The organism is Metabacillus mesotrionivorans (assembly GCF_052171315.1).
GTDB lineage: Bacteria > Bacillota > Bacilli > Bacillales > Bacillaceae > Bacillus_P.
The window spans coordinates 1-13,741 of sequence record NZ_JBQMFF010000011.1 but is presented as its reverse complement, the minus strand read 5'-3'; the positions used below and the strand labels follow the sequence as shown (position 1 = coordinate 13,741).

The window sequence follows — 13,741 nt, the reverse complement described above, 5'->3', positions numbered from 1 at the left end:
GCAGCTAACGCCCCGGCCTCTTCAAAAAAAGAGGGGCAATCAGGGCGCCGCCTACTGCACCGAAAATATGGGCAATAATGTTAATGTTCGTATTGATGAAGGTCATCACAATGCCAATCGCTAAAATCGTGATAATCAGCTGTGAGTTTGACGAATCAATCAGGTCTTTGCGGAAGACAACGATGTACAGATAGATGCCGAAAAGGCCGAAAATGGCGCCCGATGCACCAATATGGGTATAGCTTAAGTCTTCAATGACAAAATAGGTTGCAAGGTTTGCAATCATTCCAGTTGCAAGATACGCGGAAAGAAACCTGGCTTTTCCAAGCATGCGCTCAAGAGCAGGCGCGAAGAGAATGATGGACACACTGTTAAACAGAATGTGGGCAAAGTTAGCGTGCAGGAAGATCGGCGTAATCAGCCGCCACCATTCGCCATTGGCAACGCCTCCGTTGTACCCTACAATAGAGGCAAAGAAGAACGTAATATCAGGGAGCGGTATTAAAAACAGCAGCCAGAGCAGCACCTGGATACAGACAATGGCTGTTACAACAGGATAGAGACGAATGAACGTCCTGAAATCTTCAGATCTTGTAAACATAGAACATGTCTCCTATTCTATAGGCTTCTTCTATATTACCACGGTTATGAGCTCAGACGGCATATTAGTACACGGCGGCAAACACATTAGAAAGAAAGAAGGCGGTTTAATGATCAAAGGAATCGGCCTTGATATTGCGGAAATAGACCGGATCGGAAAAATGATTCTCAGGCAGCCGAAGTTTATCGACAGAATCCTGACAGACCGGGAAAAAGATGCCTATCATTCTTACTCCGGCACAAGAAAAACAGAGTACGCAGCGGGAAGATTTGCTGCCAAAGAAGCATTTTCAAAAGCGATGGGTACCGGCATCGGCGGGGCACTAAGCTTTCAGGATATTGAAATTATAAGAGATGAACTTGGCAGACCAATGATTGTAAAGCCTGATATGAAAGGTTTTTTCGTGCACCTGTCCATTACCCACACAAGGGAGTATGCGGCAGCTCAAGTAATAATTGAAAGCTCGTCAAGCTAGTCTGCATATTCACGCCCTGACCCTCATATATTTGTACAGCGGTAGGAGAGACAAGTCGTTTGATCGAACCGTGCCGGAGCACGGTGCTTTCAAGGAGCGTTTCTTCCTTTTTACGTCATATGAGACAAAGGGGCTGAATAGGTGAAAAAGCACTTTTTATTGCTGGTGGTGGGGATCATTGCCGTCCTGATGCTTGCAGCGTGCGGCGAGAAATCCAAAACGGATGTTGTGGAGAATCTGGACAAAAAGGTAGAAGAGCTGTCGGGGTATAAAGCAAAGGCGCAGATGACCCTGCAGACAGGAAGCGAGCCTCAGATCTACGAGGTGGAAATCTGGCATAAACAGCCGTCCTTCTACAGAGTGAATCTGAAAAACGCAGAAAAAGACCAGAGCCAGATGATTTTAAGAAACAATGAAGGCGTGTTTGTGTTAACGCCCGCTCTGAAGAAAAGCTTCCGCTTCCAAAGCGAATGGCCGCAGAACAGCAGTCAGGCATACTTGTTTGAATCACTTGTAAAAGACATCAAGAGTGATGCAGATTCAATCTTCAAGTCAACGAAAAATGAGTATGTGTTTGAAACAAAAACCAATTACCAGAACAGCCAGATGCTTCCTCTCCAGGAAATAACCTTTAACAAAAAGGACCTGAAGCCGTCGGTTGTAAAAGTGATGGATACAGACAGAAACCCTCTGGTTGTCGTTGAATTTACGGATTTTGATTTTGGTGCGAAGTTCGATAAAAATTCATTCGACATGGAGAAGAATATGTCATTTGCGAGTGTAGATGTTGAAACGTCTGCAGCTGTTGACTCTAAACCATTCTCGGTGAAATATCCGCTTGAAGAAATTGAAGGCGCGAAGCTGACTGAGGAAAAAGAAATGACAACAGAAAACGGCAAGCGGGTCGTACAAACGTATGACGGAGAAAAATCGTACACGTTTATCCAGGAAAAAGCCGTTGCGGCAACTGTCGCTACTTCTTCCTCAGTAAACGGCGAGCCGGTGGACCTTGGAGTTGCGGTTGGAGCGCTCACAGAACAGTCGCTGACTTGGACGTACGACGGAGTAGAATACATGATTGCTTCAAAGGATCTCTCTCAGGAAGAAATGATCCGGGTCGCACAATCAGTTCAGGGGCAGGCAATCAAGTGAAAAATCGGATGGCGTGTGAGCCATCCGATTTTTTTATGGAGAAAACGAATCCCTTTTTTGATTTGACAACGAGCCATAAAACCTCTCATAATCAGCAATAGATAAAGACAATCACGAGGAAGTGTAGACATGGAAATGGCTTTTTACAGAGATACCTGGGCGGAGATTGATCTGGATGCCGTCATGAGCAATGTCCGAAACATGAAAGCACATATAGGAGAGGGCAGGAAGCTGATTGCTGTTGTAAAAGCGAATGCATACGGCCACGGCGATGCAGAAGTGGCGAAAGCTGCACTTGAAGCAGGAGCGGACATGCTTGCGGTAGCATTTCTGGATGAAGCCATTGCGCTTCGCGATGCCGGATTCCAAACGGAAATACTTGTGATGGGGGCATCCCGTCCCTCAGATGTGCAGCTTGCAGCCGACATGAACATCATCCTTACAGCACCTTCTTTCGAGTGGCTGGAGGAAGCAGGCCGCAATGTTCAAACCGGGACATTAGCCGTTCATTTAAAGCTCGATACCGGTATGGGACGCCTTGGGATCCGCACAGAAGAGGAACTTCACAAGGTTTTTTCTTTTTCAGAAGGAAAACCGTGCTTGAACATAGAAGGTGTTTTTACGCATTTTGCTACTGCGGATGAACTTGATACTGCCTATTTTGATGAGCAATACAAGACTTTTGAGGTGCTGGCAAAAGCAGCCGCATCCTATGGGGATGTGATGATTCACTGCGGCAACAGCGCAACGGGCCTGAGGTTTCCGGATAAGCTTGTCCATGCAGTCAGACTTGGGATCTCGATGTACGGTCTAAGCCCTTCAAGTGAAATGAAACCTCTGCTTCCATTCCAACTAAAAGAAGCGTTTTCCCTTCATTCAAAGCTAGTTCATGTGAAAAAGATAAATAAAGGCGACAAAATCAGCTACGGAGCAACCTATACGGCAGAGGAAGATGAATGGATCGGCACGATTCCCATCGGATATGCAGACGGCTGGGTCCGCCGCCTGGGGGATTCCGACGTGCTTGTGGACGGAGAAAGAGTGCCAATTGTTGGAAGGATCTGCATGGATCAATGCATGATCAAGCTGCCTTCGCAAAAAGAAATTGGAACGAAAATTACGCTTATCGGCAGTCAGAATGATGAGATGATACCGGTGGATGAAGTGGCGGAAAAACTCGGGACCATCAACTATGAAGTCACTTGTACAATAACTTCGCGCGTTCCCCGTATGTTTTTGAGAAATAAGAGTATAATTGAAATGAGAAACTCTCTATTGGACGGAAGAAAAAAGGGTAAGACCGGTTTTTAAAAGGGGTCTCATTGTATAAAAGAGCCAAAGCGCTAAAGACAGCAGGACGGAATAATTAGAAAATAACTTTGCTTCTTGCATTGATAGTGTTATTATTGTATGTGGAATGGAATAATAGGTGTGTAAGTTTGGTGGAGGTGTATGTTTGTGTCTGAATCCAGCGCAACAACAGAAATCTTAATTCGACTGCCGCAAGCATTGGTCTCGGAGTTAGACGGTCTTGTGAAACAGGAAAACGGGAATCGGAGCGAGTTAATTTATCAAGCAACGAAAATGTATATCCGCGAACGCAAAAAGCGTCAGATTCGCGAGTCTATGAGACGCGGTTACATGGAAATGGCCAAGATTAACTTAAACATTGCTTCCGAAGCATTTCAGGCTGAATCAGAGGCTGACCACACCGTTGAACGCTTAGTAAGCGGGGGTTAATCCTTTGATTGTCAAACGCGGCGACGTTTATTTTGCTGATTTATCACCTGTAGTCGGCTCTGAGCAAGGCGGGGTCCGTCCGGTACTGATCATTCAGAATGATATCGGAAACAGGTTCAGTCCTACGGTCATCATAGCAGCCATCACTGCTCAAATTCAGAAAGCAAAGCTTCCAACCCATGTGGAAATTGATTCAAAGCGATATGGATTTGAACGTGACTCTGTTATCCTGCTGGAACAGATCCGAACGATTGATAAACAGAGATTGACTGATAAGATTACACACTTAGATGATGAAATGATGGATAAAGTGGACGAAGCTTTGCAAATAAGCTTGGGACTCATTGATTTTTAACGGATAAAAAGGTTCTTTTAAAGGAAGTTGCTGCCAGAAAGCAACTTTTTTTTATTTTATTGACATAAATCGGTATAATGTAAGGTGGAATACTTGTTACCTTTTTTTGCCCATTTACTAAGAGGGGGATCACGGACACATGACAGAAAAGTCCAATCAATTATTTGAATATGTAATGGCTCATCAGAATGAGATTCTAAAAGAATGGAAAGACCGTCTGAAAGAGCTAGGAGACCAAAAGTACTCCAGTCTTCTGTCAGACCAGGCTTATGATAATGCGTGCAATGAATACCTTCAGATCTTAATCAGCCATATACACAGTCCGGGAACAGACTTTTCAGAGAGAGTGTCTGACTTTGCGCATAAAGCAGTACAGCTCGGCTGGAGCCTGAGATTTATTTCAGAAGGCCTGAAACAGCTGTCTCTCATTCTTTTCACTAGAGTGACAGAGGACTTGTCTGAAGAGGAAAAAATGCAGGTTGTATGGGAGTTTGACAGACTGCTGTCCCCAGTTAACAATGAACTGATTCATCAATATGCCGCTTCATGGGAAAGAACGGTATCCCTGCAGAAGATTGCGCTGCAGGAACTGTCTGCTCCGCTGATTCCCGTCTTTGAAAACATTACAATTATGCCGCTTGTTGGTACAATTGATACAGAACGTGCAAAACAGATTATGGAAAACCTGCTCACAGGCGTTGTCAAGCACCGCGCCCAGGTTGTGCTGATCGACATTACCGGTGTGCCGGTGGTCGACACAATGGTGGCGCATCACATCATCCAGGCTTCTGAAGCAGTGCGTCTTGTAGGGGCTAAATGCCTTCTGGTCGGCTTAAGACCGGAAATTGCCCAGACAATCGTAAACCTTGGCATCGATCTAAGCCAGGTCATCACGAAAAACAGCCTTCAAAAGGGTATGGAAGCCGCTCTTGAAATGACCAAAAAACAAATTGTTGAAATGGGGGATCCGGAATGAGAACTCCACGAATACCTATATTAAAGCTTCATAATTGCCTGCTTGTATCCATTCAGTGGGAGCTTGATGATCAGACTGCCCTGCAGTTTCAGGAAGATCTTCTTCACAAGATTCATGAAACAGGAGCAAGCGGCGTTGTTATAGACCTGACTTCTGTGGATGTAATCGATTCGTTCATTGCCAAGGTGCTTGGTGATGTGATCGGCATGTCGAAGCTTATGGGAGCAAAGGTGGTTTTAACAGGCATACAGCCTGCTGTTGCCATTACACTTATTGAACTTGGAATCCATCTGGCAGATGTACAGACCGCGCTGGATCTTGAAAAAGGGCTTGAAACTCTACAACAGGAGCTGGGGGAATAAGCATGGATAACCAATCCTGTGTAAAAATCATTACGGAGTGGGACATTGTGGCTGCCCGCCAGCTTGGCCGCAATGTTGCTAAAGAGCTCGGGTTTGGTACGGTCGACCAAGCGAGGATTACGACAGCTATCTCCGAACTGGCGCGTAATATATATTTATATGCTGGACAAGGCCAGATTTGCATCGAGCAAATTTCCGAATTCAGCAAAAAAGGATTGAAAATAATAGCCATTGATAACGGGCCTGGTATACCGGATGTGCGAAAAGTAATGGAAGACGGCTTTTCAACTTCCGGAGGACTTGGAGCCGGTTTGCCTGGAGTTAAACGCCTGATGGATGAGTTTAGTATCGATACCGTCTTAGGAGAGGGAACGGATATCCAAGCTGTTAAATGGCTTCGCTAGGAGGAAGCTGAATGGATTTTAAGGATGTCATTGAGTCAAAATATCAGGAACTGCTCAGCCATTACCTGAATGAACTGACTGAAACGGCTTTGTATCAGGGACAGAAGTTCAGCAGAAAAGCAATTGCTGAGCAAATCCCCCCTGAGGAAATCATCAGTCTTCACCGGAAGGTTCTTCAGGATCTTTTTCCTGATGTTGACCTGGAGGTGCTGAACTCGCTTGATTTTTTGCTTGAGGTCATGATGGGATATGGTCTTGCCTATCAGGAGCATCAAAGCCTCAGGGACAAGCAGCAGGAGATCAAGTCGGAAATTCAGGTAGCAGTAAACGTGCAGCAGATGCTTCTCGAAACATCTGTGCCGAATGTTCCGGGTCTTGATATAGGCGCAATAAGCGTTCCGGCAAAGCATATGAACGGAGATTACTACCACTTTGTCTATGACGAGGAAACGGTCAGCATCGCTATTGCAGATGTTATTGGCAAAGGAATTCCGGCTGCGCTTTGCATGTCGATGATCAAATATGCGATGGACAGTCTGCCTGAATCGCGGAAATCTCCAAGCAGAGTGCTTGAAAATTTAAACAGGGTTGTCGAGCATAACGTGGACCCAAGCATGTTCATCACGATGTTTTACGGAATGTTTGATACAAAAACGAACGAATTTGTCTACGGTTCTGCAGGTCATGAGCCTGGATTTTACTACAGTGCATCAGAAGATTCTTTTTCAGACATGCAGACTAAAGGGCTTGTACTGGGAATTGATTCATCCGTTAAATATAAGGAGTACAGGAAAGTGATCGAAAAGGGCGACATGGTTGTGCTTCTTTCCGACGGAGTGACTGAATCAAAATCAGGAGATGAATTTGTAGAACGCTGCTTTATAACAGATCTTATAAAAAAATACAGTCATTTAAAGGCTCAGGAGATTGTGGATCATATCTACAGAGATTTTCTTCAGATGCAGGATTTTGAACTGCATGATGATTTTACTCTCCTCATTCTAAAGCGTGAGGTTTAATCCTTTTTTACACGGGGTAAATAACTCATTAGGACAAAAGGAATAATATTAGGGGGACTACACATGAACCTTTCAATAAATGCAAATCAAACAGATGAACTTGTTCAAATAGATTTGGCTGGAGAAATCGATGCCTATACTGCACCTAAACTGAGAGAGCAGCTTATGCCGCTTGCTGAAGAAGGGAAATCGATGACGGTCAGCCTGAAGGATGTTTCCTACATGGACAGTACCGGACTCGGTGCATTTGTCGGTCTGCTTAAAGCTGTCAGAAAAAATGGCGGAGATATGAAGCTTGTGAATTTATCTTCCCGTCTTGAAAGACTTTTTAATATCACTGGACTGAGTGAAATTATTGACATTTCTTCTAAATCAGAAGGTGGGGTTCGATGAGACAGTTAGTGGATTACATCGAAGTGAAGATTCCTGCAAAGCCGGAATATGTGGGAATCGTCCGTTTGACTCTTTCCGGGATAGCAAGCAGAATGGGCTATTCGTACGACGAAATTGAAGATTTGAAGATAGCTGTCAGCGAAGCATGCACGAATGCCGTGCAGCATGCGTATGAGAACTCAGAAGGCGGAGAGGTAAACTTAGGGTTTGGCCTTTATGATGACCGCCTTGAGGTGATGGTTTCAGACAGCGGCCAGAGCTTTAACTTTGAACAAAAGAAAAATGAGCTGGGGCCATATTCTGCCGCAAACCCTGTAGACCAGCTTCCTGAGGGAGGGTTGGGGCTCTACTTGATGGAAACGCTCATGGATGAAGTTCGTGTGCAAATCGATTCCGGCGTTACCGTCTTCATGACAAAGTATTTAAACGGGGAGCGAGTAGAACATGACACAACCATCCAAAACTACGAAGCGAACTAAAGAGGAAATAAACGAACTGATTTTTGATTTTCAGCACAATCAAAATGAAGATGCCCAGCTTTTTCTTGTTGAGTACTACAGCGGCCTTGTTGAAACGCTCGCCAAGAAATATTCAAGGGGAAAAAGCTTTCATGAAGACCTTAAACAGGTAGGCATGATTGGCCTGCTCGGTGCCATCCGCCGCTATGACCCTGAATTCGGCAAAACGTTTGAGGCATTTGCCATACCAACCATCATTGGTGAAATAAAGAGATTTCTCCGCGACAAGACATGGAGCGTTCATGTGCCGCGAAGAATTAAAGAACTTGGCCCGAAAATCAAGATGGCCGTTGATGAACTGACGAATTCCCTTCAGCGTTCACCTCAAGTCCATGAAATCGCTGATTATCTGGAGGTTTCAGAGGAGGAAGTGCTTGAAACGATGGAGATGGGGAAAAGCTATCAGGCTCTTTCTGTTGATCACTCCATTGAAGCTGACTCCGACGGCAGCACAGTGACCATTTTAGATATTGTCGGTTCAAAAGAAGAAGGATATGAGCAGGTTAACCAGAAGCTCATGCTTGAAAGTGTTCTTCATGTTTTGTCTGACCGTGAAAAAGAGATTATCCACCACACATATATTCTGAATAAAAGCCAGAAGGAAGCAGGAGAGATTCTTGGCATTTCTCAAATGCACGTTTCAAGGCTTCAGAGAAGAGCGATTACGAAGCTCAAAGAAGCACTTTCTGCTGATATGTCACTGGGGATGCAGTAATGTATCAAACGGAACAAAACAGCCATGTCTACGCATACGCCTACCAGATTCAAAAGGAAGGAAAAACATTATGCGGGGACAGTTTTTTAATTAAAGCGACTGAGGACTATTTCATCTGCGCCGTTGCAGACGGACTCGGAAGCGGCGAGCGTGCGTATGAATCCTCATCTGCAATCAAGGAAGTCATTGAGGAATATCATGCAGAGGATGTTGAGCTGCTGATTGCCAAATCAAATGAGGTACTGAAAAACAAGCGCGGAGCAACCGTTGCTATTTTCAAGGCGTACTTTGGACAGAATATGTTCACATTCAGTTCGGTAGGGAATATCCGGTTCGTCCTTTATTCTCCGTCAGGGAAGTATGTCTATCCCCTGCCTGTTCTTGGCTATATGTCAGGCAAGCCTCAGAAGTTCAGCGTTCATACGTACTCATATGATGCAGGAGCAAAATTCATTCTGCATTCAGACGGACTCAACATTCCAGCAGTAAAATCTCTTTTGAAGGATCATCAGACAATTGAAGATATTTCAAATCATCTGGAGCCTTATACGAAATCGCGCCAGGATGATTTAACCTACGTAGTCGGTCAGCTGTTTTAGCTGGCGGGCTTTTTTATTGGGCTAAAAAAACGGGTAAACAAAACAATTTTTATCAATAAGGGCTATTCGTCATTTTTGAAATAGCCCGGCTTTTGGTAAACTGTTTCTAAGTCGATGTAAGGGGAGGCAACAGAATGGCAGACAAAACAGAACGCATCATGCAGACAATCAGCAAAGAGCTGTCTATTACATATAAGCAAATACAGAACGTGATTGAATTGCTCGAGGGCGGAAATACCGTTCCTTTCATAGCAAGGTACCGGAAAGAACAGACAGGTGCCCTTGATGAAGTGCAGATCCGCGATATCTCTGAAAAATGGCAGTACATCCAAAATCTTGAGGCCAGAAAAGAAGAGGTTATCCGCCTGATTGAGGAACAGGGTAAACTCACCCCTGAACTGAAAAAAGACATTAATGATGCTCTTAAACTGCAGAAAGTGGAGGATCTCTACCGACCTTACAAGCAAAAACGCAGAACAAAAGCGACAGTCGCGAAGGAAAAAGGTCTTGAACCTCTTGCAGCCTGGATGAAAGAACAGCCATCAAATGGCTCGCTTGAAGAAAAAGCTGCCGCGTTTATCAATGAAGAAAAAGAAGTGCTGACAGCCCAGGATGCCATTGACGGAGCGAAAGACATTCTTGCTGAGTGGATTTCAGACGAGCCGTCCTACCGCCAGTGGATTCGCGATCTTACTTTTAGAAAAGGAAAAATCGCTGCATCAGCCAAGGATGAAGAGAAAGACGAAAAGAACGTGTATGAAATGTATTACACGTACGAGGAGCCTATCCTGAAAATTGTGCCCCACCGGGTTCTTGCTCTAAACCGCGGGGAAAAGGAAGGCATTTTGAGAGTAACGGTTGAAGCGCCGGCGGAAGAAATCCTTATGCAGCTTCAAAAACGCGAACTAAAAAATCCGAGAACAGTTGTAAAAGATACGTATATAGAAGCGATAGAAGATGCTTATAAAAGATTGATTGAGCCTTCCATTGAGAGAGAAATCCGGAAAGAACTGTCTGAAAAGGCGGATGACCGGGCAATCCACATTTTCTCTGAAAATCTGAGAAATCTTCTGCTTCAGCCGCCTCTTAAGGGGAGAATCGTCCTTGGAGTCGACCCTGCCTACCGGACAGGCTGTAAGCTTGCTGCAGTAGATGAAACAGGGAAGGTTCTTGAAATTGGGGTTATCTATCCCCATCCGCCTGTTAATAAAACCAGAGAAGCGAAACAGAAGCTTGCGGATATCATCAAGCGTTTTAAGGTTGAACTGATTGCAATTGGAAACGGGACAGCATCAAGGGAAACTGAACAATTTGTGGCAGATCTGATTGAAGAACTGAAAGCAGATCTCTCGTACATCATTGTAAATGAAGCGGGTGCAAGTGTTTACTCTGCATCTGACCTGGCCCGCGAAGAGTTCCCTGACTTTCAGGTTGAAGAACGCAGTGCTGTCTCCATTGCGAGAAGACTGCAGGATCCGCTCGCCGAACTGGTTAAAATCGATCCTAAGTCGGTTGGAGTCGGACAATATCAGCATGACGTTGCACAGAAAAAATTGAATGACTCTCTTACGTTTGTGGTTGAAACCGTTGTAAACCAAGTTGGAGTTAACGTGAATACAGCTTCATCTTCTTTGCTTCAGTATGTGGCGGGGCTAAGCAAGTCTGTGGCTCAGAACATTGTGAAACAGCGTGATGAAATCGGGAAGTTTGATGACCGGAAGCAATTGAAAAAGATCCCTCGCCTTGGAGCTAAAACCTATGAACAGTGCGTAGGGTTTTTGAGAATTTCCGGGGGCAAACACCCTCTGGATTCTACCGGAATCCACCCTGAAAGCTACAAAGAAACAGAAGAGCTGCTCCGTATGCTTGGCTTGAGCCTGAAAGACCTTGGCTCAGATAAGCTTAGAGAAGGAATAAGCAGTCTGAACATGAAAGAAGCTGCAGAGAAAATCGGCATGGGAGAACTGACCTTAAAAGATATTTGCGATTCTCTCGTGCGCCCGGGGCGCGATCCGCGGGATGAAGTGGCTAAACCTCTTCTAAAAAAAGGCGTTCTGAAACTGGAAGACCTTGAAACAGGCATGGAGCTTCAGGGGACGGTCCGAAACGTAGTGGACTTCGGAGCCTTCGTTGATATTGGCGTGAAGCAGGATGGGCTTGTCCACATCTCCAAGCTGAAAAACTCTTACGTAAAGCATCCGCTTGATGTTGTCTCAGTAGGAGATGTTGTAACTGTATGGGTAGACTCAGTAGACAGGCAAAAAGGCCGGGTTGCACTTACAATGGTTAACAGCTGATGAAAAACACTGCTTACGAGCAGTGTTTTTTTCTATAAAAATACCAGCACTGGTTCAGCATTTTGATTTGATAACGGTCCTTTTCATAAAACGCACGCTGCATTTGGTTTTTTAACCATGATGGCATTGCTCGTTCCTCCTTATTGTTTATAATGGAGTATGTGTATGACTTACTTTATGCGGGCTCAGGATGTCCTGTTCGGAGAAACAAACTATGCGGGGTGCTTTGGAATGAATGAACGCAAACTTCAGGAACTGACAGAATCGCTTTCTGCAGAATACTTCAGAAAACCATTCAAACATAAAGCGGTTTTCAACGGCAGGCTGCGGACAACGGGAGGAAGGTATCTCCTTTCAAGCCACAATATCGAAGTGAACCCGAAATATCTTTCTCAGGGAATCGATGAAGTGATCGGCATTATCAAGCATGAGCTGTGCCATTATCACCTTCATATAGAAGGAAGAGGATATAAGCACCGTGATCCTGAATTCAGGGCGCTGCTTTCACAAGTGGGGGCACCAAGGTTCTGCACGCCGATCGAGCCTCCGTCAAGAACAAGGAAAATCGTTCAGTATCAATGCACAGAGTGCCGGTATATCTACAATCGCCGCAGGAAGATGGATACATCAAAATACGTGTGCGGCAAATGCGGAGGGAAAATCAAACTTGTTTCATAGAATTTCATAAAAAGGGTTGACGCTCTGTGTCGAGCTGTGTTAAATTATAAAAGCCGTCGTAAGAGACGCAAAACAAGACTGAAAAGAAGGCTTGACAGTTTGTCCAAACCTTCATATAATTAAGAAAGTCTGTCAGCAATTTTATTCCGCAGTAGCTCAGTGGTAGAGCTATCGGCTGTTAACCGATCGGTCGTAGGTTCGAGTCCTACCTGCGGAGCCATTTATTCTGGGGAAGTACTCAAGTGGCTGAAGAGGCGCCCCTGCTAAGGGTGTAGGTCGCGTAAGCGGCGCGAGGGTTCAAATCCCTCCTTCTCCGCCATTATTTTTTATTGTCTCTGGCCCGTTGGTCAAGCGGTTAAGACACCGCCCTTTCACGGCGGTAACACGGGTTCGAATCCCGTACGGGTCATCATTTTCACAAATGAATACGGAGGATTAGCTCAGCTGGGAGAGCATCTGCCTTACAAGCAGAGGGTCGGCGGTTCGAGCCCGTCATCCTCCACCATCTGGTCCCGTGGTGTAGCGGTTAACATGCCTGCCTGTCACGCAGGAGATCGCCGGTTCGATCCCGGTCGGGACCGCCATTTTTATTGGGCTATAGCCAAGCGGTAAGGCAACGGACTTTGACTCCGTCATGCGCTGGTTCGAATCCAGCTAGCCCAGCCATTTTCATTTTGAAAAATGAATATCTATGTGCCATTAGCTCAGTCGGTAGAGCATCTGACTTTTAATCAGAGGGTCGAAGGTTCGAGTCCTTCATGGCACACCATTTTTCCTTAATATGCGGGTGTGGCGGAATTGGCAGACGCGCTAGACTTAGGATCTAGTGTCTTTGACGTGGGGGTTCGAGTCCCTTCACCCGCACCATACATTATTCTTTTCGCGGTCGTGGCGGAATGGCAGACGCGCTAGGTTGAGGGCCTAGTGGGGGTAACCCCGTGGAAGTTCGACTCTTCTCGGCCGCACCAAAAGAGCTTTGAAAAACTTAAAAAAAGTTGTTGACATAAAGATCACAACTTGGTATTATATTTAAGTCGCTTCACAAATTATCATGTGCGCCCGTAGCTCAATTGGATAGAGCGTTTGACTACGGATCAAAAGGTTATGGGTTCGACTCCTGTCGGGCGCGCCATATTACGGGAAGTAGCTCAGCTTGGTAGAGCACTTGGTTTGGGACCAAGGGGTCGCAGGTTCGAATCCTGTCTTCCCGACCAGGTAATTTTATAACTTTATATGCGGGTGTAGTTTAATGGTAAAACTCTAGCCTTCCAAGCTAATGTCGTGGGTTCGATTCCCATCACCCGCTCCAATCTTTAAAATGATCTTTGAAAACTAAACAAAACCAAAAGCGTACCAAACGTTTTAAATTTTTAAGTCAGCAACATTTATGAGTCACAAATTTTCTTCGGAGAGTTTGATCCTGGCTCAGGACGAACGCTGGCGGCGTGCCTAATACA

At 45.2% G+C, this 13,741-nt stretch carries 17 protein-coding genes and 12 tRNA genes; 27 read left to right on the top strand and 2 right to left on the bottom strand.

The genetic code is table 11. The features are described 5' to 3' along the window. Positions 1-4 precede the first annotated feature (4 nt). On the bottom strand, positions 5-601 hold the full coding sequence (locus ACTSEZ_RS19285) for a rhomboid family intramembrane serine protease (protein WP_369735928.1): 597 nt from the start codon (positions 599-601) through the stop codon (positions 5-7). A gap of 109 nt (positions 602-710) precedes the next feature. Here ACTSEZ_RS19285 and acpS point away from each other — a divergent pair, with 109 nt between their 5' ends. The 14 genes from acpS (at position 711) to ACTSEZ_RS19215 (ending at position 11,606) form a co-directional block, all read left to right on the top strand. Beyond that, positions 711-1,076, top strand: coding sequence for a holo-ACP synthase (acpS, locus tag ACTSEZ_RS19280; RefSeq protein WP_369735969.1), 366 nt, complete (start codon positions 711-713; stop codon positions 1,074-1,076). 141 nt (positions 1,077-1,217) lie between these two features. Continuing rightward, complete coding sequence (locus ACTSEZ_RS19275; protein ID WP_369735927.1) at positions 1,218-2,228, top strand: LolA family protein; 1,011 nt, start codon at positions 1,218-1,220, stop codon at positions 2,226-2,228. Between the two features lie 129 nt (positions 2,229-2,357). Next, positions 2,358-3,539 carry an alanine racemase gene (gene alr / locus ACTSEZ_RS19270; RefSeq protein ID WP_369735926.1) on the top strand — a complete coding sequence of 394 codons (1,182 nt, stop codon included), beginning with the start codon at positions 2,358-2,360 and terminating at the stop codon, positions 3,537-3,539. A gap of 147 nt (positions 3,540-3,686) precedes the next feature. Further along, entirely contained in the window at positions 3,687-3,968 is a 282-nt protein-coding gene (locus tag ACTSEZ_RS19265) for a CopG family ribbon-helix-helix protein (RefSeq protein ID WP_029286378.1), read from the top strand. Between the two features lie 4 nt (positions 3,969-3,972). After that, positions 3,973-4,323 carry a type II toxin-antitoxin system endoribonuclease NdoA gene (gene ndoA, locus ACTSEZ_RS19260; protein WP_029286376.1) on the top strand — a complete coding sequence of 117 codons (351 nt, stop codon included), beginning with the start codon at positions 3,973-3,975 and terminating at the stop codon, positions 4,321-4,323. Positions 4,324-4,462: 139 nt separating this feature from the next. After that, complete coding sequence (rsbRA, locus tag ACTSEZ_RS19255; RefSeq protein WP_369735925.1) at positions 4,463-5,299, top strand: RsbT co-antagonist protein RsbRA; 837 nt, start codon at positions 4,463-4,465, stop codon at positions 5,297-5,299. Continuing rightward, entirely contained in the window at positions 5,296-5,661 is a 366-nt protein-coding gene (locus ACTSEZ_RS19250; protein ID WP_029286372.1) for an STAS domain-containing protein, read from the top strand. The genes rsbRA and ACTSEZ_RS19250 overlap by 4 nt, the downstream gene beginning before the upstream one ends. 2 nt (positions 5,662-5,663) lie before the next feature. Next, positions 5,664-6,065, top strand: a complete 402-nt coding sequence (locus tag ACTSEZ_RS19245) for an anti-sigma regulatory factor (RefSeq protein WP_029286370.1) — start codon at positions 5,664-5,666, stop codon at positions 6,063-6,065. Between the two features lie 11 nt (positions 6,066-6,076). Beyond that, positions 6,077-7,084, top strand: a complete 1,008-nt coding sequence (locus ACTSEZ_RS19240; protein WP_369735924.1) for a PP2C family protein-serine/threonine phosphatase — start codon at positions 6,077-6,079, stop codon at positions 7,082-7,084. Positions 7,085-7,147: 63 nt separating this feature from the next. Continuing rightward, positions 7,148-7,477, top strand: coding sequence for an anti-sigma factor antagonist (locus tag ACTSEZ_RS19235; protein ID WP_029286366.1), 330 nt, complete (start codon positions 7,148-7,150; stop codon positions 7,475-7,477). Next, positions 7,474-7,956 (top strand): anti-sigma B factor RsbW, encoded by a 483-nt coding sequence (gene rsbW / locus ACTSEZ_RS19230; protein ID WP_369735923.1) that lies wholly within the window; start codon positions 7,474-7,476, stop codon positions 7,954-7,956. Before ACTSEZ_RS19235 ends, rsbW begins: the two co-directional genes overlap by 4 nt. After that, positions 7,922-8,710 carry an RNA polymerase sigma factor SigB gene (gene sigB, locus ACTSEZ_RS19225; RefSeq protein ID WP_029286362.1) on the top strand — a complete coding sequence of 263 codons (789 nt, stop codon included), beginning with the start codon at positions 7,922-7,924 and terminating at the stop codon, positions 8,708-8,710. The genes rsbW and sigB overlap by 35 nt, the downstream gene beginning before the upstream one ends. Next, complete coding sequence (locus tag ACTSEZ_RS19220; RefSeq protein WP_369735922.1) at positions 8,710-9,309, top strand: PP2C family serine/threonine-protein phosphatase; 600 nt, start codon at positions 8,710-8,712, stop codon at positions 9,307-9,309. Before sigB ends, ACTSEZ_RS19220 begins: the two co-directional genes overlap by 1 nt. Before the next feature lie 134 nt (positions 9,310-9,443). Next, a complete protein-coding gene (locus ACTSEZ_RS19215; RefSeq protein WP_369735921.1) occupies positions 9,444-11,606 on the top strand; it encodes a Tex family protein in 2,163 nt (720 codons plus the stop codon). A gap of 13 nt (positions 11,607-11,619) precedes the next feature. On the opposite strand, the gene cmpA is transcribed toward ACTSEZ_RS19215, so the two are convergent. Next, a complete protein-coding gene (gene cmpA / locus ACTSEZ_RS19210) occupies positions 11,620-11,733 on the bottom strand; it encodes a cortex morphogenetic protein CmpA (RefSeq protein ID WP_087946367.1) in 114 nt (37 codons plus the stop codon). Positions 11,734-11,837: 104 nt separating this feature from the next. Here cmpA and ACTSEZ_RS19205 point away from each other — a divergent pair, with 104 nt between their 5' ends. The 13 genes from ACTSEZ_RS19205 (at position 11,838) to ACTSEZ_RS19145 (ending at position 13,593) form a co-directional block, all read left to right on the top strand. Beyond that, positions 11,838-12,284, top strand: a complete 447-nt coding sequence (locus tag ACTSEZ_RS19205; protein WP_369735968.1) for a SprT family protein — start codon at positions 11,838-11,840, stop codon at positions 12,282-12,284. Between the two features lie 145 nt (positions 12,285-12,429). Continuing rightward, a tRNA-Asn gene (locus ACTSEZ_RS19200) sits at positions 12,430-12,504 on the top strand. 8 nt (positions 12,505-12,512) lie between these two features. Then, a tRNA-Ser gene (locus ACTSEZ_RS19195) sits at positions 12,513-12,603 on the top strand. 18 nt (positions 12,604-12,621) lie between these two features. Further along, positions 12,622-12,693 (top strand) — tRNA-Glu (locus ACTSEZ_RS19190). Between the two features lie 20 nt (positions 12,694-12,713). Then, positions 12,714-12,789, top strand: a tRNA-Val gene (locus ACTSEZ_RS19185). A 3-nt stretch (positions 12,790-12,792) separates the two neighbouring features. Continuing rightward, positions 12,793-12,868: transfer RNA gene (locus tag ACTSEZ_RS19180), tRNA-Asp, on the top strand. A gap of 7 nt (positions 12,869-12,875) precedes the next feature. Continuing rightward, positions 12,876-12,950, top strand: a tRNA-Gln gene (locus ACTSEZ_RS19175). A gap of 27 nt (positions 12,951-12,977) precedes the next feature. Next, positions 12,978-13,053 (top strand) — tRNA-Lys (locus ACTSEZ_RS19170). Positions 13,054-13,067: 14 nt separating this feature from the next. Beyond that, positions 13,068-13,151: transfer RNA gene (locus ACTSEZ_RS19165), tRNA-Leu, on the top strand. A gap of 15 nt (positions 13,152-13,166) precedes the next feature. Next, positions 13,167-13,252: transfer RNA gene (locus ACTSEZ_RS19160), tRNA-Leu, on the top strand. An 87-nt stretch (positions 13,253-13,339) separates the two neighbouring features. Then, positions 13,340-13,416 (top strand) — tRNA-Arg (locus tag ACTSEZ_RS19155). A 5-nt stretch (positions 13,417-13,421) separates the two neighbouring features. After that, positions 13,422-13,498: transfer RNA gene (locus ACTSEZ_RS19150), tRNA-Pro, on the top strand. A 21-nt stretch (positions 13,499-13,519) separates the two neighbouring features. After that, a tRNA-Gly gene (locus ACTSEZ_RS19145) sits at positions 13,520-13,593 on the top strand. The last annotated feature ends 148 nt before the right edge of the window (positions 13,594-13,741 follow it).